We start from the raw sequence: 18,227 nt of genomic DNA on the forward strand, positions 1-18,227 counted from the left end.
GGCTCATGAAGGTCGTCGTCGACATGAACAAATGTCAGGACCACGGGCAATGCGTGTTCGCCGCCCCCGACGTCTTCCGGCTCGACGGGACCGGCCACCTGGCGTACGTCGCCGACCCGGACGAGTCGCTGCGCGCCGACGTCGAGGACGCCGCGGACGTCTGCCCGCTTCAGGCCATCACCCTTGAGGACTGACGTGCCGTCCCGCGTCGTGGTGGCCGGAGCCTCGATGGGCGGCCTGCGCGCGGCCGAGCGACTGCGCGCGGCGGGCTGGACCGGAGCGATCACGGTGATCGGCGAGGAGCCGGTGATGCCGTACAACCGGCCACCCCTGTCCAAGGAGGCGCTGGCCGGCAAGGAGCCCTTCGAGTCGCTGGCCTTCCGCCCCCGGGCGAGCGTCGCCGACGTCGAATGGATCCTCGGCGGCACCGTGGCCGCCGCGGACCTGGGGCGCCGCGCGGTCGGCCTGGCCGACGGGACCGAGCTCGCCTTCGACGGCCTGGTGATCGCCACCGGCGTGCGTTCCCGGCGGCTGCGCTGCCCGGGCCCCGCCCGGGGCCGCCACACCGTGCGCACCATGGGCGACGCCCGCATGCTGCGCGCGGCGCTGGCCCGCCCCGGCGCGCGCGTCGTCGTGGTCGGCGCCGGGTTCATCGGCTGCGAGGTCGCCGCCACCGCGGTCGCGCTCGGCGCCGCCGAGGTGACCGTGGCCGACCCGGAGCCGCTGCCGTTGCTTCGCCCCCTCGGCGAGCTGCTGGCCCGCGAGCTGCTGCGCCGTCACGGGGAACGCGGCGTGCGCTTCGCCCTCGGCACCGCCGTGACCGCCTTCGACGGCGAGGACCGGGTGACCGGCGTGCGGCTGGGAGACGGTCGCCGGCTGGCCGCCGACGTGGTGGTCGAGGCGGTCGGGTCCGTCCCCAACACCGAATGGCTGGACGGCAACGGCCTGGACCTCGCCGACGGCGTGGTCACCGACGAGCTGCTGCGCGCGGGCGGCCTGCCGCACGTCGTGGCGGTCGGCGACGTGGCCCGCTTCCCCAACGCCCGCTACGACGGCGTGCCCCGCCGGGTCGAGCACTGGTCGATGCCCGCCGACACCGCCAAACGCGCCGCGAAGACCCTGGCCGCGCACCTCACCGGCGCCGAGCCGGACCCCGAGCCGTTCGCGCCCCTGCCTGCCTTCTGGAGCGACCAGCACGACTTCCGCCTGCAGTCCTTCGGCGCCCCGGCGCTCGGCCTCGACGACGCCCGGGTCCTGGAGGGCGAGCCGGGCGGGGACCTGGTCGTCGGCTACCACCGCGCCGATCGGCTGGTCGGCGTCGTCGCGCTCGGCGGCCCCGCCGCCACCGCCGCAGCCGCCCGCCACCGCTCCGCCCTGCTCAAGCAGCCCGCTCTCACCGCGTGAGGAAACGCATGTCCTTCTGGTATCCGCAGACGGCCACCGGCCGCTCCTCGCTGATCCCCGCGCCGCCGTGGCACTACTCCGGCGACCTGCTCACCATCGAATACCGCACGGATCCGGCCCGGGTCAGGGAGTTGCTGCCCGAGCCGCTGGAGCTCGCCCCCGAGGACCCGGGCGCGGTCGCGCTCATCTGGGCCGACTGGCAGTCCTGCGCCGCCTCCGCGGAGGAGCTGCTCGACCCGGTACGCGCCCAGTACAAGGAGGCGTTCGCGGTCGTGCGCTGCTCCTACCGGGGGCGCACGTACTCCCGATGCGTCCACATCTGGGTGGACAAGGACTTCGCCATCGCCCGCGGCATCCACCAGGGCTATCCGAAGAAGCTCGGCTCCATCCACCTGACCCGCCCCCACCCGTACGGGCCCGCCCCGCGCATCGAGGCCGGCGCCCGCTTCGGCGCGACCCTCGCCGCCGCCGACCGCAGGCTCGCCCAGGCCGTGGTGACGCTGCGCAAGCCCGCCGAGAGCAACGGCTTCGTCAACGGGCACCCGATGGCGCACCACCGCCGCCTGCCCTCGATCGAGAAGGGCGCGGGGTTCGCGCTCGACGAGCTGATCGCCTCCGGCGCGGCCTCCTTCGAAGGCGGCACGCCCTGGCGCGGCGAGGCCGACCTGGAGCTGTTCGAGGCCCCCACCGAAGAGCTGGCCCGGCTGGAGATCCGCGAGCCCATCGGCGCCTACTACCGCCAGGTCGGCGTCGTCTGGGACGGCGGCACCCTCCTCGAACCGAAGGAACGCCCATGACCACGTACACAGCGACCGTCGCCGGGGTCGCCGTCGACACCCGGCACTGGATCGGCGGCGCCCGCGTCGCCTCGGCCACGACCTTCACCGACGAGTCGCCAATCGACGGCGGTGTGCTGGCCGAGATCGCCCGCGGCGGCCAGGCCGAGGCGGACGCCGCCGTCGCCGCCGCCCAGGAGGCCTTCCCCGGCTGGGCCGCCACCTCACGGGAGCGGCGCGCCGCGCTGCTGCGGGCCATCGCCGAGGGCGTCGAGAAACGCCTGGAAGACCTGGCGATCGTCGAGACCACCGACAACGGCGCGCTGCTGCGCTCCCACCGGCGCGGCGTGATGCCGCGCGTCGCCCACAACTTCCGCTTCTTCGCCGACTGGCTGGACGGGCTCGGCCACGACGACTTCACGACGTATATCGGCGGCTCCGCCGCGGGCCGCGGCCACACCAACCACGTCTCCTGGGACCCGGCCGGTCCATGCGTCCTCATCACGCCGTGGAACGCGCCGCTCATGCTGGCCACCTGGAAGGTCGCCCCCGCGCTCGCCGCCGGCAACACGGTGGTGCTCAAGCCCGCCGAGTGGTCGCCGCTGACCGCCTCGCTGCTGGCCGACATCGCGGCCGAGGCCGGGCTGCCCGCCGGGGTCCTCAACGTCGTCCAGGGCTACGGCGCGGAAGCGGGGGCCGCGCTGGTGTCCCACCCGGGCGTGCGCCGCATCAGCTTCACCGGCTCGGTGCCCACCGCCAGGCACATCGCGCGGGCCGCGGCCGCCAACCTCGTCCCGGCCAGCTTCGAGCTGGGCGGCAAGTCGCCGCTGCTGGTCTTCGCCGACGCCGACCTCGACCTGGCCGTGGACCTGGCCGTCGAGCAGTACGACAACGCCGGCCAGGTCTGCCTGGCCGCCACCCGCCTGCTCGTGGAGTCCGCGATCGCCGAGGAGTTCACCCGCCGCTTCACCGCCAGGGCGCGGGCGCTGCGCCAGGGCGACCCGCGCGACGAGGCCACCGACCTCGGCCCCAACATCCATCCCCGCCAGCTCGACAAGATCGACGGCTTCGTCCGGCGGGCGCTGGCCGCCGGGGCGCGCGCCGTCATCGGCGGCGAGCGCGGGGAGGGCCGCTATTACCGGCCGACGCTGCTCACCGACGTGGCCCAGGACAGCGAGGTCGTCCAGGAGGAGGTCTTCGGCCCGGTGCTGACCCTGCAGACCTTCGACACCGAGGACGAGGCGATCCGGCTGGCCAACGACACCCGCTTCGGCCTGGCCGCCACCGTGGCCACCGGCGACCGCGGGCGTGCCGAGCGCGTCAGCGCCCGCCTCGTCGCCGGGACCGTCTGGGTGAACTGCTTCTTCGTCCGCGACCTGCGCGCCCCGTTCGGCGGCTCGCGCGAGTCGGGCGTCGGCCGCGAGGGCGGCACCTGGAGCTTCGACTTCTACTGCGACCTCAAGAACACCGTGACCGCCCCGAAGGGATGGCAGGACCATGGGTGAGATCGTCGGGGCGGGCCTGCTCGCCCACGTCCCCACCATCGTGCTCCCCGAGCGGGACCGGCTGGAGCTGAACGAGGGCAAGGAGATCACCCTCGTCACCGGCCTGCGCGAGCTGCGCGAGGACGTCTTCGAGACCCTCGACTACGACACCGTCGTCGTGCTCGACTCCCACTGGGCCACGACCGTGGAGTTCGTGGTCACCGCGCAGCCGCGCCGCGCCGGGCTGTTCACCTCAGAAGAGCTGCCGCGCGGGATGTGCCGGATGCCGTACGACTTCCCCGGCGACCCCGAGCTGGCGCACAACGTGGCCGCCTTCGCCGGCGAGCACGGCACCTGGATCACCCCGATCGACGACGAGTACCTGCCGATCTACTACGCCACCGTCAACCTGTGGAAGTTCCTCGGCGAGGGGCTGCCCGGCAAGCGGTGGGTGTCGATCGGCGTCTGCCAGACCGGCGACATGGAGGACCACCTGCGGCTGGGCCGCGCCCTGGCCGACGGCATCGCCGCCACTCCCGGCCGCAAGGTGCTGCTCATCGCCTCCGGCGCGCTCTCCCACACCTTCTGGCCCCTGCGGGAGCTGCGCGACCACGAGGCCAGCGACCCGCGGCACATCTTCACGCCCGAGGCGCGGGCGGCCGACCAGGAGCGCATCGCCTGGTTCGGGCAGGGCCGCCACGACCGGGTCCTCGACACCATGCCCGACTTCTGGAAGTACAAGCCCGAGGCCCGCTTCTACCACTACCTCATGATGGCCGGCGCCCTCGGAGAGCGGGCGTGCACCGCCCGCGCCCGCCAGTACGGCGAGTACGAGAACTCCGTCGGCACCGGCCAGGCCCACCTCTGGTTCGACCGCCCGTCCGGCGGCTGGACCGCACCCCGTCAGGAGCACGCCCATGCCTGAGTACCGCCGCATCCTGCTGGGCGGCGCGGTCGTCGAGACCGTCCGCGACGGGGACGAACTGGTCGCCGGTGACGGCCGCCGCGTCAAGATCGACGACGCCGCCCATCTCCCGCCGGTCGTCCCATCGAAGATCATCGCGGTGCACCTCAACCATCGCAGCCGGGTCGAGGAGTTCCAGATCAAGCTGTCGGCCACGCCGACGTACTTCCACAAGCCCACCTCCTCGCTCAACGCCCACCGCGGCGACGTCGTGCGCCCCGAGGGCTGCAAGTGGCTCAACTACGAGGGTGAGGTGGCCATCGTCATCGGCCGGACCTGCCGCAACGTCTCCCCGGAGCGGGCGGGGGAGCACATCGCCGGCTACACCGTCGCCAACGACTTCGGCCTGCACGACTTCCGCGACACCGACGCCGGGTCCATGCTGCGCGTCAAGGGCTCCGACACCCTCTGCCCGCTCGGCCCCGGCCTGGTCACCGGCTGGGACTTCCACGGCAAGTATCTGCGTACCTTTGTCAACGGCACCCTCGTCCAGGACGGCTCCACCGACGAGATGACGTGGGACATGCACTATCTCGTCGCCGACATCGCCCGCACCATCACCCTCTACCCCGGCGACGTGCTGCTGTCCGGCACGCCCGCCAACTCGCGCCCCGTCCGGCCGGGCGACCTGGTCGAGGTCGAGGTCGAAGGGCTGGGACGGCTCTCGAACCGCGTCGTCACCGGCCCCGTCGCGATCCGCGCCGACGTCGGCGCCCAGCCCACCGAGTCGGAGGAGGTCCTGTCCACGGCCCTCGGCGGCGACTGGGAGTTCCGCGGCATCCGCCCACCCCGCCGATAGAGGTGGCGGGGCTGACCCCCTCTTGCCAGACGGACGGCACACGCCTCATGATGAGGCACATTCGTTTGGCTACAAACGATATCCCCCCATCTTCTCGGCACCGGCAGGTGATATCCATGGACACATCAGCGACGGCCGCCACCGGCATGGCCCAGGACCCGCCCGCGGCGGGCCGGCTCAAGCCGAACGCCCTCGGCGTGCTCGGCATCGTCTTCTTCGTACTCTCCGCACAGGCCCCGCTGACCGGCATCGCCGGTGCCGCCCCCATCGCGATGGCCATCGGCAACGGCGCCGGCGCCCCCGCCGCCTATCTCGGGGCCGGGCTGATCATCCTGCTCTTCTCGGTCGGCTTCGTGGCCATGGGCAGGCACGTCGTCGACGCCGGCGCCTTCTACGTCTACATCGGCAAGGGCCTCGGCCGGACGGCGGGCACCGGCAGCGCCGCCGTCGCGCTGTTCGCCTACTGCGCCATCCAGGCGGCCATGTACGGCCTGTACGGCTCCATCGTCTCCGGCCTGGCCGGCGGCCTCGGCCTGAACCTGCCCTGGTGGGTCTGGTCCCTGGTGACGATCGCCGTCGTACAGGTGCTCGGGCAGGCCGGCATCGAGATCGGCGCCAAGGTGCTGGCGGTCTTCGTGCTCGCCGAGTTCAGCATCCTGCTCGCCTTCGGCCTGGTCACCCTCGTCAAGGGCGGCGGTCCCGAAGGGCTCGGCGTCGCCCAGACGTTCGGGCCGAGCGCGGTCCTGTCGGGCGCGCCGGGGGTGGCGCTGATGTTCGCCGTGGCCTCGCTGTTCGGCTTCGAGGCCACCGCCATCTACGGCGAGGAGGCCCGCGACGCCAGGCGCACCGTCCCCAGGGCCACCTACCTGGCGGTCGCCGTGGTCAGCGTCTTCTTCGTGCTCACCTCCTGGATGCTGGTGAGTTCGTACGGCGCCTCCAAGGTCGTCGCGGAGGCCGGCAAGGCCCTGGAGTCGGGCGACTCGGCCGGGTTCGTCTTCACGCCCGTGGTGGCGCTGTTCGGCGGCTGGGCCGGCGAGGTGCTGCCGATCCTGCTGGCCACCTCCCTGTTCGCGGGCGTGCTCGCCTTCCACAACTCCGCCAACCGCTACCTGTTCTCCCTCGGCAGGGAAGGGGTGCTCCCGCGCAGGCTGGGCTCGCTCAACCGGCGGCACTCGCCGGCCGTGGCGGGCTGGGCACAGACCACGATCGCCGTGGTCCTGATCCTGCCGTTCGCGGCCGGCGGGCTGGACCCCGTGATCACGCTGTTCTCCTGGTTCAGCGGTGTGGCCGTGCTGGCCATGATGCTCATGTACCTGCTCACCTCCGTCTCGGTGGTGGCCTTCTTCCGCCGCGAGCGGGTGGACTCCCGGCCGTGGAACACGCTGATCGCCCCCATCCTCGGCGCGCTCGGCATCGCGGCCGCCATCTGGATCATCCTGGCCAACTTCCCCACCCTCATCGGCGGCTCGGTCGCCACGGCCGTGTGGCTGGCCGTCGCCGTGCCGGTCGTCATGCTCCTCGGCGTGCTCGCCTCCAGGCGTTCGGGAAAGGTGGTGCGGTGATCGACGAGGACTGGGCCGCCCGCGCCGCGCGGGTGGCCCTGCCCACCGGCCACCACCTCGCCGGGGCCGACGAGCCCGGCTCCGGCGCGACGTTCACGGTCGTCTCGCCCCGGGACGGCCGGGTCCTGACCGAGGTCGCCGACGCCGGGCAGGCCGAGGTCGACCGCGCCGTCGCCGCCGCCCGCCGCGCCTTCGACCACGGCCCCTGGCCGCGCCTGGCGCCCGCCGAACGCGGCCGCGCGCTGCTGCGGCTCGCCGACCTGATCGAGGAGCGGCGCGCGGACCTGGCGCTGACCGTCAGCCTGGAGATGGGCAAGCCCATCAAGGACGCCTACGACATCGAGCTGCGCGCCGCCGTCTCCACCTTCCGCTGGTACGGCCAGCTCGCCGACAAGCTGACCGACGAGTCCCCGCACACCGCGCCCGACGCGCTGGCGCTGGTCACCCGCGAGCCCGCGGGCGTGGTCGGCGCGGTCGTGCCCTGGAACTTCCCGCTCACCATCGCCTCCTGGAAGGTGGCCCCCGCCCTGGCGGCCGGCTGCACGGTCGTGCTCAAGCCCTCGGAACGGTCGCCGCTGTCGGCGCTCGCGCTGGGGCGGCTGGCGACCGAGGCGGGGCTGCCGCCCGGCGTGCTCAACGTCGTCACCGGCGACGGCCCCGCCGCCGGCCGGGCCCTCGGCCTGCACCCCGGCGTGGACGTCCTGGCCTTCACCGGCTCCACCGCCGTCGGCCGGCACTTCCTTCGCTACTCCGCCGACTCCAACCTCAAGCGCGTCTGGCTGGAGCTCGGCGGCAAGTCCCCGAACATCATCCTGCCCGACGCCCCCGACCTCGACCGGGCCGCGGCCACCGCCGCCTGGGGCATCTTCTTCAACCAGGGCGAGATGTGCACCGCGCCCTCCCGCCTGCTCGTCCACGTCTCCGTCGCCGAGCGCGTCACCGAGGCGATCGTCGCCCGCGCCCGCGAGCTGCGGGTCGGCGACCCCCTGGACCCGGTGACGGAGATGGGCCCGCTGGCCGGCGAGGCCCACCTCGCCCGGGTGCTCGACCACGTCGGCTCCGGCCTCGCGGAGGGGGCCCGGCTGCTGACCGGCGGTTCGCGACCCGCGCTGGCCGGCAGCTACCTGGAGCCCACCGTGTTCGACCAGGTCGCCCCCGGCATGCGGCTGGCCCGCGAGGAGATCTTCGGGCCCGTGCTGTCCGTGCTCACCTTCGACGACCTGGACGAGGCCGTCGAGCTCGCCAACGCCACCGAGTACGGCCTGGCCGCCGGCCTGTGGACCGCCGACCTGTCCACCGCCCACAAGGTCTCCCGCGCTCTGCGGGCGGGCACGGTCTGGGTGAACTGCTACGAGGAGGGCGACCTCACGGTGCCCTTCGGCGGCATGAAGCAGTCCGGCAACGGCCGGGACAAGTCCGCCCACGCCCTGGAGAAGTACACCGAGCTCAAGACCACGTGGATCCGGCTGTGAGACCCCTGATCGCGATCCCCGCCCGCTTCGCCGCCTCCGCCTCCGCCCTGCGGCACGCCGCGGAGGTCAGCGCCCGCGCCCTGATCGAGGCTGTCTGGCGGGCCGGCGGCGAACCGGTCGCGCTCCACCCGCACGCCCCCGGCGGCGTCGCAGACCCGGACGAGGTGGCCGATCGGCTGGCCCGCTTCGACGGCGTGCTGCTCCCGGGCGGCGGCGACCTCGCCCCGCACCGGTACGGGGACGGCGCCGCGCATGCGAGCGTCTACGACGTGGACGACGAGCAGGACGGCTTCGACCTGGAGACGGCCCGCCAGGCCCTGGCCGCCGGGCTGCCGCTGCTGGCCGTCTGCCGCGGCCTCCAGGTGCTCAACACCGCGCTCGGCGGCACCCTGGAACAGGACATGGGCGGCCCGGACCGTGAGCACCGGCACGTCGTGCACCCGGTCGCCCTGCTGCCGGGCTCGCTCGTGGAGCGGGTCACCGGGGCGCAGAAGGTGAGCGCCTCCTGCTACCACCATCAGCGCGTGGCCCGGCTCGGCACCGGCCTGACCGTCACCGCCGAGGCCGCCGACGGGACGATCGAGGCGCTCGAAGCCCCCGCCCTGTCGCCGTGGCTGGCCGCCGTGCAATGGCATCCCGAGGACACCGCCCACGAGGACCTCGCGCAGCAGGCGGTCTTCGACGCGTTCGTGCGTGCCGCCGGCGCCCGGCCTTCATCGACCGTCCGCTCGTGAGGAGTCCCGTACGGCGGGCAACGCGGTCCGGCGAGCTCCCCGAGGACTGACGGTCTTATCCAGGCCGGCGGTCTTGGGTGGGCCGGCGGTCTTGGGCGGGCTGGCGGCGCCGGCCGCTGCGGCGCGGGGCGGGCTCGGCGCCGTCCAGCAGCTCCAGCCTGCGGTCCTCACCGTGCTCCTCCACCTGCAGCACGACCTGCCGCAACCCGTTCGCCAGCGCGCGGCAGGCGTCGTCGTCGAGCCGGGTGGTGACGAAGCTCTCCTCGGCGTTGAAGGCGGGGAAGACCCGCCGCATGAGCTCCTCGCCCTCCTCGGTGAGGCTGAGCAGCAGCAGCCTGCCGTCGGTGGGATGCTCGGCGCGTTTGACCAGCCCACGCGACTCCAGCGTGCGGATGACCCCGGTCAGCGTGCCCTTGGAGATGCCGGCCTCCTCGGCCACGTGTCGGCTCTCCGACTCACCCCAGATCCACATCACCCACAGCACCACGAACGCGGTCCAGGACAGGTCGCTGCTGCGCAGGACCGCGTTCTCCAGGTGCTGGCGGACCGCCGCGGCGGCGCGGTAGATGTTCGCCACGACCGCCATGCTCACGTGGTTGACCGACGCGCCGCCGAGCTTCGCCTCGACCAGCTTCTCCGCCTCGGTGATGGACCGTTGCCCGGGCACCCGGCCTCCCCTCCCTTTGGACCGAAGTTCATTCGGGTCCAAATTGTATGTCGCCCGCGGGAACCGCCGCGTGCGGCGCCCGGCCGGTGAACCGGCCTCCGGGCGGGCGTCGCCGGTGAAGGGTCAGCGGTTCAGCAGGAGCGGGAGGTTGCCCCAGCCGTGCGCGATGAAGGACGGCACGTGCGGCAGTTCGCTCTCGTCCGCCGCCAGCCGGAGGTCAGGGAAGCGGGCGAACAGCGCGGGCAGGGCGGTGAGCGCCTCCTGGCGGGCGAGCGGCGCCCCGATGCAGCGGTGCACGCCGATGCCGAAGGCCAGGTGCTCGTCGCGTTCCTTGGTCGGGTCGAACCGGTCGGCGTCCGGGCCGTGCTGGTCGGGGTCGTGCCCGGCGGCCAGGTAGCTGGTGATGATCGCGTCGCCCGCCTCGATCCGTACCCCGCCGATCTCGATCGGCTCGATGGCGAAGCGCAGCGGCAGGTTGGCGATCGACGGGGCCCAGCGCAGCGTCTCCTCGATCACCGCGTCCCAGGAGATCTCGCCCGACCGCACCCCCTCGAGGTGGTCGGGATGGGTGAGCAGGGCGTGCGCCGCGTTGCCGATCAGGTTGACGGTGGTCTCGTGCCCGGCCGCGATGAGCAGCAGCAGGGTGTCGCGCAGCTCGTCGTCGCTGAGCGAGTCGCCGCTGTCGCGGACGTTGATCAGCTCGGTGGTCAGGTCGTCGCCCGGGTGCTCGCGCTTGTAGGTGACCAGGGCGGGCAGCACGGTGCCGATCTGGGCCGCCGTGGCCGCCGCCTGCTCAGGGGTGGCGGTGGTGTCCATGATGGCCTCCATCATCTGGGCCATCTCCACCCGCATGTGCCCAGGGACGCCGAACAGCTCGCAGATCACCCGCATCGGCAGCGGGTGGGCATAGGCGCTGCGGAGGTCGACGGGCCGGCCGGGCGGCTGCGCGGCCATGGCGTCCAGCAGCTCCGCGACGATCCCCCCGACGATCGGCTGCATGGCCTTGGTACGGCGCGCGGTGAAGCTGGGGGCGATGAGCTTGCGCAGCCGCCGGTGTTCGTCGCCGTACGCGCTGAGCATGTTGGACACGCCGATCCAGGTCAGGATCCAGGTCCAGCCAGGCTCGGTGAGCGCCTGGGGGAGCAGCCGCCAGTGCTGCTTGTCCTTGCTCACCCGCGGATCGAGGATCAGCTGCTTGAGCAGGTCGTGCCGGGTGACGGCCCAGGCCGGGATGCCTCCCGCGAGCTCTACGAGGACCAGGGGGCCGAGGTCACGTAGCCGGCGGACCTCGCCGGGGAGGTCGGAGCCGAAGGGATCGAGGACGACGGGGGCTGCATTGCCCACGGGGATTCTCCTGGCTGATCGGGGCGAACGGGGGTGAATCGCACCGGCAGGTGCGCCAGCGCACGGTGGAACGGGCCGGGCCGCCACGACAGCTCGTCACGGGGCACGGTCAGTTCGAGGTCGCACAGGTGAGAGGTCAGGCGTTCGATCGCGGTCATGGCGATGACCACGGCCGGGTCGCTGGCCGGGCAGCGGTGCGGCCCGGCGCCGAAGCCCAGGTACGCGCCGCCGTCGGAGCGCAGCTCCTCGGGAACGTTGGCGGGCTCGGTGTTGGCCGCGGCGTAGGAGACGAGGACCAGCTCGGCCGGCTGGATCCAGGTGCCGTGGAAGTGCACGGGCTGGCGCACGAAGTACGGGCCGTAGTTCGACATGGCGGGCTCGGCGCGCAGGGCCTCCATGAGGGCGTCGTACGTGCTGAGCGCGCCGTTGGTCAGCGAGCTGTAGTAGCGGTCGTCGCTGACCATCCGGGAGATCGTGTTGGAGATCAGGTTGGCCGTGGGCTCGTAGCTGGCGGCCATCACCAGCACGATGTTCTGCGCCAGCTCGTCGGGGTTCAGCGCGGCCGGATGGTCGATGAACCAGGAGGTCAGGTCGTCGCCCCGCTGGGCGTACTTGGCCTGGATCAGCTCGCCGATGTAGCGGCCGAACGCGTCGCTGCCCCGCGCGGCCGTCTCGCCGTCGGCCTCCATCAGGTCCGCCAGGGCCCTGATCAGGCCGGCGCTGTCGGAGTCGGGCCGCCCGAAGAGCAGGTTGAAGACGCGCGCCGGGATGAGCTGGGCGAACTCGGCCACCAGGTCGGCCTCGCCCTTCCCGGCGAACCGGCCGATGAGCGAGTCCGACACCTCGGTCACCAGCTGGCGCAGCTTGTGCGGCTGGACCAGCTGGAAGCAGTCGGAGATCGCCTTCCGGTAGCGGGCGTGATCGGCACCGTCGGAGAACAGCGCGTTCGGCCGGTGGCCGAGCATCGCGATCGCCCCCGCGGCCTCCGGGGTGTCGGGGAGGCGGGTCTGCCAGGCGCTGGGGTTCTTGAGCCAGACGCCGCCGGCGTTGGTGAGCACGTCCAGGGCGGCCTGGTAGCCGATCACCAGGTGGGCCTCGATGCCGGGGGCGATCTCCGCGGGCGCGACCGCGCCGTGCCGCCGGCGCAGCTCCGCGTAGATCGCCTGCGGGTCCCTGGCGTACTCGGGCCCGTACAGGCGCCCGGCGTCGGGCATGTAGCGCATGGTCATGACAGCACCAGCTCTCTGATGTGCTCCACCAGCGCGATCAGCGAGGCGCGGGCGGAGGCGGGGTCGCGGGCGTCGCACACCACCAGCGGCGTGCGCGGGTCCAGGTCGAGCGCTTCGCGCACGGACTCCAGCGGGTAGTCCGGCGAGTCGGGGAAGTGGTTGACGGCCACCGCGTAGCGGATGCCGGCCTTCTCCACCAGGTCGAGGACGGCGAAACTCTCGTCGATGCGGCGGGTGTCGGCCAGCACCAGAACCCCGAGCGCGCCGCGCACCAGCTCGTTCCACAGGACCTGGAACCGGGTCTGTCCGGGCGCCCCGAACAGGTACAGCACGACCCCCGGCAGGGTGAGGCGGCCGAAGTCGATCGCGGTGGTCGTGGTCGTCTTCTCGTTCACGCCGGTGAGGTCGTCGACCAGCGTGCCCGCCTGGGTGAGCACCTCTTCGGTGTTGAGGGGCTTGATCTCCGAGAGCGCACCCACGATGGTCGTCTTGCCCACGCCGAAGGGCCCTGCGATGACCAGCTTGACCGGGATGTGCTCGGTACTGATACGGCTGTCAGAGAGCGCGGAGGCCACTGAGCACCAACTCCAAGATCTCGATGTCGGGCAGGTCGGCGGCCGGCGGATCGCGGGTCAGCAGCGTTCCGCCGCCGACCAGCCCGGCGACCAGCAACCGCACCACGCAGTACGGCAGGCCCAGGTGCGCGGCGCACTCGTACACCGATAACGGCCCGTCCTGCAGCAGGGCCAGCAGATGCGACCCCGGAGGGTCGAGCCCGTCGGCGGCGGCGTCGGGCGCGATGTAGACCAGGGTCGTGCGCTCGACGCTGATGTGCTCGGGCACGGTCAACCTCGCGGCGGCCATGTAGTCCGGGACGACCCGCCGCCGTTGCCGTCCGGAGGTCATGTCCGGACGCCCGGCACCCTGGCCGCGCTGGCCTCGTCGAGAGCCTTGATCAGCTTCTGCACCTGCAGCTGCACCTCGTACGCCAGCGCGCCGATGTTGACCGCCCCGGTGGCGGCGACGACGATGGCGGCGCGGTCGCCGGCCGGTGCGACGTAGTAGTAGCCGCTGCCCGCAGAGATGACGATGTCCACGACCTCGCCGTCGGTGCCGTTGCTGAGGCCGTCGCACAGGGCGCGGGCGGCCCCCAGCACGGAGCTCGTCATGGCGGCGGCACGCTCACCGCTCTCGGTCGTCACATCGGCCGAGCCGCCGAGAATGAGCCCGTCACGGCTCAGCACCACGCCACGGGCGACCCCGGGCAGGGCCAGGAGGGGCGACAGGACCCAGGACACGTCGAGGGACAACGGGCGACCCTTGTTTTGAACACGGCCTGAAGCGCTGTGAGTGTCCATGGATCGGTCAATTCCCTTCGGTGATGTCGTGCTGCTCGGCCGGGAGCGCTTCGCGGCGGCCCGCTTCGGCTCCGACCTGGAAGTCTCCCCACCGCTTCTGGGCCTCCTCCGGGGTGGTGAGCAACCTGCTGTCAGGACCCTGAGAGCCGCCTCCGGCGGGCCGGGCACCGGACGCGGCACGCGGCGTCGGCGGCGCCTGGCGGCGGCGTTGCGGCAGCGGCGCCAGATCCTCCCCGGACCGCTGCTGGGGCGCCGTCGGGGGCTCGGCCCGTACGGGCTCCTGACGGTGAGCCGCCGCCATGGGCTGGACCGGCGCGGCGGACACGGGCTCCGGCCGGAGGGCCGTGCCCGCGGACGGGACGGCGGCGCGGACCGGCTCGGGCGCCAGCACCGACGGCCGGCTGTCCTCCGGCATCTCCACCAGCAGGGCGGTGGGGATGCTCAGCACGGCCTGCACGCCGCCGAAGGCGCTCTTCTTGACCGTGACCTGCATGCCGTAGTGCGAGACCTGGCGGCCGATCGCGGCCCAGCCGGTGCGCGGCGGGTTGCCGAGGTCGACCAGGCGGACCGGCTGGGTGCCGCCCAGCAGGCGCGAGGCGCGGGCGTACTGGTCCTCGTTGAGTCCGACGCCGGCGTCGTCGATGACGATGGCGGCGCCGTTGTTGGTCTCGTGCACGGCGATGGTCACCTTGAGCGTGCCGTGGGAGTGGTGGACCGCGTTGGCCAGCAGCTCGGCGGTGATGAACAGGATCGACTCCGCGGCGCGGGCGGCGACCCCGATCCGGCGGCGCAGGTGGTTGGCCGGGCCCTCGATGCGCAGCTCGAAGTTCTCGACCCGGGAGATGGCGCCCACCACCAGGTCCACCAGATAGGTGTCGTCACGCGACAGGCCGGTCGTGGCGCCGCAGGCGATGCCGGAGACCTGCACGCGACGGATGATGAGTTCGTTGAACATGTCGAGCCCCAGCACCTCGCGCAGGAGCGCCGTGTGCTCGTCGCCGCTGTAGCGCTGTTGCACGCCGGCGAGCAGGTCCTGGGCACGCAGCGCCTGGGTCTGCACGCGGGACATCGCGCCCCTGACGACGGACTGGGCCGCCTCGTCGATGCGCTCGCCCTCCTCGCGGACGCCTCGGGTGAGCGCGTCGAGGAGGGCGCGGTGCTGCCTGTCGACGTCCGTGCCGGCCAGCGCCGGGTTCTGCACGCCGGGCACGATCACGTGCGGGGCGCGCAGATGGGACAGCAGGGCGGGAATCCGCTTCGAGATCAGGTGCTCGGTCTCGGCGCGTACGAGGTCGTGCTGGGCACGGGCTTCGCGCAGCAGCTCCGTGCTCTCCTGGGCCTGGCGCTCCGCCTGGACCAGGCGCTGGTTCCTGGCGCTGGTCTCGCGCGTGACGTGCTCCTGCGCCTGACGGGCCTGAGCGAGCTGCCCGTGGGCCTGGGCGAGGTTGCGGCGTACGCGCGTGTGGAGGACGAGGACGCCCACGAGGGCGAGGGCGAGAACTACGGCAACGATCACTATCGGGACGCTGAAGGAGTCTGGCGGCATGACTGGTCCTGGGGTCGAGGAAGAGCCGGCGGGGGAGATGTCGACCGCCGAAGAGCCCGCTAGCGACGCGGGTCGGTCTCGCGCGGCGGCCGGCGTGGACCGCGTCGGCGTGGCGCGCGCCCTTCCGCGACGTCGGCACGGCTGCGTGCCTGGTGCGGCTCTGCCTGAGGCATGGCGAGGCCAAGCGACATGGGCGTCCTCGGTCTGAGTGGAACGACGGCCAAACGGGAAACCCAGTATTCCCGTTTAGTCACGATAGTCAACCGTGCGTAAGGTCTTCGCTGCGATGAGCTGTTGAATCTTGTCCGCTTTGTCGGGGTGTCCCGGTGGGCCCGTCGCATCAGGGTGGATCGACGACCGGCCGCCCGCGAAACGAGAGACCCCATGACCGTCCCCGACGTGTCCGAACTGCGTGACGGGTCACGACGGCGAGCCGCCGACCGTCCCCAAGGGCCCGCACTGGCCCGCGTGGAGGACCTGCGGGGGCCGGACGGGCTGCCGCTGCGCCGCTACGCGCCCGAGCATCCGTACCCCGCGGCGGTCGAGGACGTGGCCGCGGTGCTGCGCTGGGCGCGCCCGGCGGCGGTGGCCGGAGACAGCGCGGGCGGCTACCTGGCCACCATGGCCTGTATGCGGCTGCGGGACGAGGGCGACGCCTACGCCCGCCGGCTGGCGGCGGCCGGTGTGCGGGTGGTTCACCGGCAGGAGCCCGGCCTGGTGCACGGTTTCATCCAGAACATGGACCTGACCTCTCCCGAGGCGGCCGCCGCCCACGACCGACTGATCGCTGACGCGGGTGAGGCAGCTCGCCCGCCGCTACCGGCTTTCCTGGGGGCGCAGGGCGTCGATGAGCAGGTCGAGGAGCCGGCCGGTCTGCTCGGGGGTGTCGAGGGCCGCGGTGGCCAGGAAGATCCCGACGAGCATCGTGGTGACGTCGTCGGGATCGACGTCCGCGCGCAGTGAGCCCGTGTCGGCTCCCTCGGCCAGGATCGTCATGACCGAGGCGGTGATGCGTTCCCTGGTGGTGGAGGTCGGGATGCGGCCGGAGGCCTGACCGGCGCGCAGCGCGTCGGCCATGCCGCGTTTCATCGCGAAGAACGTCGCGTAGCGGTCCATCCAGGCGCGCAGCGCCATCTCGGGCGGGAACCGTTCGAGCAGGGCCGGGGCGCTCGTGGCGATGGCGTCGATCTCGGCGGCGTAGACCGCCTCCACGAGCGCCTCGCGGGTGGGGAAATGGCGATAAAGGGTGCCGATCCCGACGCCCGCCTCACGGGCGATGCTTTCGAGCGAGACGGTCTCGTCGGCCGTCGCGAAGGCGGACCGGGCGACGGCGATGAGCTTGTCCCGGTTGCGCTGGGCGTGGGCACGCAGCGGGCGCTGGGTCGTGGTCGGCCGTTCTGCGGAGGCGCCGGCGGACGCCGGTTCGGACGCGGTCAAAGTGGAGGCCCCTCCGGTATTGCTCTATAGTCGGTCGCAGATAGCGGAGGACCCTCCGATATCTCCGACATTCTATGTGGACGGGGATCCTCATGACCTCCAGCACCACCCTTTCCGGCGAGCCGGTCGACGCTTCGCGGCCCGGCGGCGCCGCCCGGTTCGCCGGGCGTACCGTGTCGCGCGTCGGATTCGGCGCCATGCAGCTCGCCCGCCTGCACGAGGACCGCGCCGCGGCTCTCGCGGTCCTGCACCGGGCGATCGAGCTCGGCGTCGACCACATCGACACCGCCCAGTTCTACGGCGACGGCTACGCCAACGACCTCCTGCGCGAGGCGATCCGGCAGCATGACGACGTCATGGTCGTCAGCAAGATCGGTGGCACCAGCAACCCCGGCGGCCCGACCCCGCTGCGGCTCGCGCAGCGGCCCGAAGAACTCCGCGCCGAGGTCGAGGACAACCTCGTCACCCTCGGTCTGGAGCAGATCCCGGTCGTGAACCTGCGCCGCCCGGACTCCGGCCCCGGGATACCGGCCGAAGGCGACCAGGTGGTCGACATCGACGACCAGCTCGCGGTGATGACGGCGATGCGCGACGAGGGCAAGATCGGCGCGATCGGGCTGGGCAGCGTCACCCTCGACGGGCTGCGCCGGGCGATCCCCGCCGGCATCGTCTGCGTGCAGAACGCCTACAGCCTCGTCACCCGCGACGACGAAGCCCTGCTCCAGCTGTGCCAGGCCGAGGGCATCCCCTGGGTGCCGTTCTTCCCCCTCGGCGGCGCCTTTCCCCAGATGCCGAAGGTGGCCGACGAGGCGGCCGTCCTCGACGCGGCGGCCTCCCTCGGCCGCACGCCCGCGCAGATCGGCCTCGCCTGGCTGCTGCACCACGCCCCGCACGTCCTGCTCATCCCCGGCACCGCCAGCATCAAGCACCTCGAGGAGAACATCGCCGCCGGTGCGATCGCCTTCGACCGCGCCATGCTCGACACGCTCGACGCCATCCCTTCCCGCTCGGCCGAGCTCCCGCTCGGCTGATTCCCCGGTGGCGGGCGGAGCGCCTCACCGGGTGCCGGCCTGCTCGGCCCTTTCGGCCAGGGTGCCGACGGTGATGGTGGCCGTGCCGGCCGCGGCGGCCACTCTGACGCGGGCCTGGTCGGCCTGTGCGAGCAGCGTGCGCGCCTCGTCGTAGAGCGTGGCCCCGGCGGGGGTGAGGGCCACCCCGCTGGGCGAGCGGTGCAGCAACGAGTAGCCGAGATCGGTCTCGAGCTGCTTGATGGCCCTGCTCAGCGGCGGCTGGGTCATGTGCAGCCGGGCGGCGGCCCGGCCGAAGTGGAGCTCCTCGGCGACCGCCACGAAGTAGCGCAGCTCGCGTAGGTCCATCACCAGCGATGATACCGGGGCGGTATCGGCCTTGCGGAATCGGGCTTGGACGCCCCGGACGTCCCCGCGATGAAC

Annotated in this window: 18 protein-coding genes and 2 pseudogenes; 11 read left to right on the top strand and 9 right to left on the bottom strand. The window is 72.7% G+C overall.

All coding sequences use genetic code 11. From position 1 onward, the window contains the following. The first annotated feature begins 5 nt into the window (after positions 1-5). The 9 genes from ABZS69_RS36055 to ABZS69_RS36095 all read left to right on the top strand — a co-directional run bounded on the left by ABZS69_RS36055 (position 6) and on the right by ABZS69_RS36095 (position 9,195). The gene (locus ABZS69_RS36055) at positions 6-194 is read left to right on the top strand and encodes a ferredoxin (protein ID WP_355379901.1); all 189 of its coding nucleotides are present in this window, start codon (positions 6-8) and stop codon (positions 192-194) included. 1 nt (position 195) lies between these two features. Then, a complete protein-coding gene (locus ABZS69_RS36060) occupies positions 196-1,404 on the top strand; it encodes an FAD-dependent oxidoreductase (RefSeq protein ID WP_355379903.1) in 1,209 nt (402 codons plus the stop codon). 8 nt (positions 1,405-1,412) lie between these two features. Then, positions 1,413-2,201, top strand: a complete 789-nt coding sequence (locus tag ABZS69_RS36065) for an acetoacetate decarboxylase family protein (RefSeq protein WP_355379905.1) — start codon at positions 1,413-1,415, stop codon at positions 2,199-2,201. Continuing rightward, entirely contained in the window at positions 2,198-3,685 is a 1,488-nt protein-coding gene (locus ABZS69_RS36070) for an aldehyde dehydrogenase (RefSeq protein ID WP_355379907.1), read from the top strand. Before ABZS69_RS36065 ends, ABZS69_RS36070 begins: the two co-directional genes overlap by 4 nt. Beyond that, positions 3,678-4,589 carry a 3,4-dihydroxyphenylacetate 2,3-dioxygenase gene (locus ABZS69_RS36075; protein WP_355379909.1) on the top strand — a complete coding sequence of 304 codons (912 nt, stop codon included), beginning with the start codon at positions 3,678-3,680 and terminating at the stop codon, positions 4,587-4,589. Before ABZS69_RS36070 ends, ABZS69_RS36075 begins: the two co-directional genes overlap by 8 nt. Continuing rightward, positions 4,582-5,427, top strand: a complete 846-nt coding sequence (locus ABZS69_RS36080) for a fumarylacetoacetate hydrolase family protein (protein ID WP_355379911.1) — start codon at positions 4,582-4,584, stop codon at positions 5,425-5,427. The genes ABZS69_RS36075 and ABZS69_RS36080 overlap by 8 nt, the downstream gene beginning before the upstream one ends. A 116-nt stretch (positions 5,428-5,543) precedes the next feature. Then, the gene (locus ABZS69_RS36085) at positions 5,544-6,989 is read left to right on the top strand and encodes an APC family permease (protein ID WP_355379913.1); all 1,446 of its coding nucleotides are present in this window, start codon (positions 5,544-5,546) and stop codon (positions 6,987-6,989) included. Further along, positions 6,986-8,461 (top strand): aldehyde dehydrogenase, encoded by a 1,476-nt coding sequence (locus ABZS69_RS36090; protein WP_355379916.1) that lies wholly within the window; start codon positions 6,986-6,988, stop codon positions 8,459-8,461. Before ABZS69_RS36085 ends, ABZS69_RS36090 begins: the two co-directional genes overlap by 4 nt. Then, complete coding sequence (locus ABZS69_RS36095; RefSeq protein ID WP_355379918.1) at positions 8,458-9,195, top strand: gamma-glutamyl-gamma-aminobutyrate hydrolase family protein; 738 nt, start codon at positions 8,458-8,460, stop codon at positions 9,193-9,195. The genes ABZS69_RS36090 and ABZS69_RS36095 overlap by 4 nt, the downstream gene beginning before the upstream one ends. 55 nt (positions 9,196-9,250) lie before the next feature. Here the strand turns inward: ABZS69_RS36095 and ABZS69_RS36100 are convergent, their stop codons facing one another. From ABZS69_RS36100 to ABZS69_RS36130, 7 genes are all read right to left on the bottom strand, one after another. Then, positions 9,251-9,862 (bottom strand): MarR family transcriptional regulator, encoded by a 612-nt coding sequence (locus ABZS69_RS36100; RefSeq protein ID WP_355379920.1) that lies wholly within the window; start codon positions 9,860-9,862, stop codon positions 9,251-9,253. Between the two features lie 123 nt (positions 9,863-9,985). Then, complete coding sequence (locus ABZS69_RS36105; RefSeq protein WP_355379922.1) at positions 9,986-11,206, bottom strand: cytochrome P450; 1,221 nt, start codon at positions 11,204-11,206, stop codon at positions 9,986-9,988. Next, positions 11,110-12,435, bottom strand: a complete 1,326-nt coding sequence (locus tag ABZS69_RS36110) for a cytochrome P450 (protein WP_355379924.1) — start codon at positions 12,433-12,435, stop codon at positions 11,110-11,112. The genes ABZS69_RS36105 and ABZS69_RS36110 overlap by 97 nt, the downstream gene beginning before the upstream one ends. Continuing rightward, complete coding sequence (locus tag ABZS69_RS36115; RefSeq protein WP_355379926.1) at positions 12,432-13,010, bottom strand: ATP/GTP-binding protein; 579 nt, start codon at positions 13,008-13,010, stop codon at positions 12,432-12,434. The genes ABZS69_RS36110 and ABZS69_RS36115 overlap by 4 nt, the downstream gene beginning before the upstream one ends. Beyond that, the gene (locus tag ABZS69_RS36120; protein WP_355379928.1) at positions 12,991-13,341 is read right to left on the bottom strand and encodes a DUF742 domain-containing protein; all 351 of its coding nucleotides are present in this window, start codon (positions 13,339-13,341) and stop codon (positions 12,991-12,993) included. The genes ABZS69_RS36115 and ABZS69_RS36120 overlap by 20 nt, the downstream gene beginning before the upstream one ends. Continuing rightward, on the bottom strand, positions 13,338-13,745 hold the full coding sequence (locus tag ABZS69_RS36125; protein WP_355379930.1) for a roadblock/LC7 domain-containing protein: 408 nt from the start codon (positions 13,743-13,745) through the stop codon (positions 13,338-13,340). Before ABZS69_RS36125 ends, ABZS69_RS36120 begins: the two co-directional genes overlap by 4 nt. A 55-nt stretch (positions 13,746-13,800) precedes the next feature. Next, positions 13,801-15,309 (bottom strand): hypothetical protein, encoded by a 1,509-nt coding sequence (locus tag ABZS69_RS36130; protein WP_355379932.1) that lies wholly within the window; start codon positions 15,307-15,309, stop codon positions 13,801-13,803. A gap of 414 nt (positions 15,310-15,723) precedes the next feature. Between ABZS69_RS36130 and ABZS69_RS36135 the strand changes: the two are divergent. Beyond that, positions 15,724-15,975, top strand: a pseudogene (locus ABZS69_RS36135) (alpha/beta hydrolase fold domain-containing protein); the annotation flags it as partial. A 180-nt stretch (positions 15,976-16,155) separates the two neighbouring features. Here ABZS69_RS36135 and ABZS69_RS36140 read toward each other — a convergent pair. Further along, a complete protein-coding gene (locus ABZS69_RS36140; RefSeq protein ID WP_355379934.1) occupies positions 16,156-16,776 on the bottom strand; it encodes a helix-turn-helix domain-containing protein in 621 nt (206 codons plus the stop codon). 92 nt (positions 16,777-16,868) lie between these two features. Between ABZS69_RS36140 and ABZS69_RS36145 the strand changes: the two genes are divergently transcribed. Next, the gene (locus ABZS69_RS36145; RefSeq protein WP_355379936.1) at positions 16,869-17,807 is read left to right on the top strand and encodes an aldo/keto reductase; all 939 of its coding nucleotides are present in this window, start codon (positions 16,869-16,871) and stop codon (positions 17,805-17,807) included. Positions 17,808-17,915: 108 nt separating this feature from the next. On the opposite strand, the pseudogene ABZS69_RS36150 reads toward ABZS69_RS36145, so the two are convergent. Next, positions 17,916-18,152, bottom strand: a pseudogene (locus tag ABZS69_RS36150) (LysR family transcriptional regulator); the annotation flags it as partial. Between the last annotated feature and the right edge of the window lie 75 nt (positions 18,153-18,227).

Origin of the sequence: Nonomuraea sp. NPDC005650 (assembly GCF_040605375.1) — a bacterium.
Lineage (GTDB): Bacteria > Actinomycetota > Actinomycetes > Streptosporangiales > Streptosporangiaceae > Nonomuraea.

Excerpts from the sequence above, each read along its gene's own strand:
- ABZS69_RS36055 (WP_355379901.1), top strand. The coding sequence starts at position 6 with ATGAAGGTCGTCGTCGACATGAACAAATGTCAGGACCACGGGCAATGC.
- ABZS69_RS36065 (WP_355379905.1), top strand. The coding sequence starts at position 1,413 with ATGTCCTTCTGGTATCCGCAGACGGCCACCGGCCGCTCCTCGCTGATC.
- ABZS69_RS36120 (WP_355379928.1), bottom strand. The coding sequence starts at position 13,341 with ATGACCTCCGGACGGCAACGGCGGCGGGTCGTCCCGGACTACATGGCC.
- ABZS69_RS36145 (WP_355379936.1), top strand. The coding sequence starts at position 16,869 with ATGACCTCCAGCACCACCCTTTCCGGCGAGCCGGTCGACGCTTCGCGG.
- ABZS69_RS36085 (WP_355379913.1), top strand. The coding sequence starts at position 5,544 with ATGGACACATCAGCGACGGCCGCCACCGGCATGGCCCAGGACCCGCCC.
- ABZS69_RS36070 (WP_355379907.1), top strand. The coding sequence starts at position 2,198 with ATGACCACGTACACAGCGACCGTCGCCGGGGTCGCCGTCGACACCCGG.
- ABZS69_RS36075 (WP_355379909.1), top strand. The coding sequence starts at position 3,678 with ATGGGTGAGATCGTCGGGGCGGGCCTGCTCGCCCACGTCCCCACCATC.
- ABZS69_RS36110 (WP_355379924.1), bottom strand. The coding sequence starts at position 12,435 with ATGACCATGCGCTACATGCCCGACGCCGGGCGCCTGTACGGGCCCGAG.
- ABZS69_RS36080 (WP_355379911.1), top strand. The coding sequence starts at position 4,582 with ATGCCTGAGTACCGCCGCATCCTGCTGGGCGGCGCGGTCGTCGAGACC.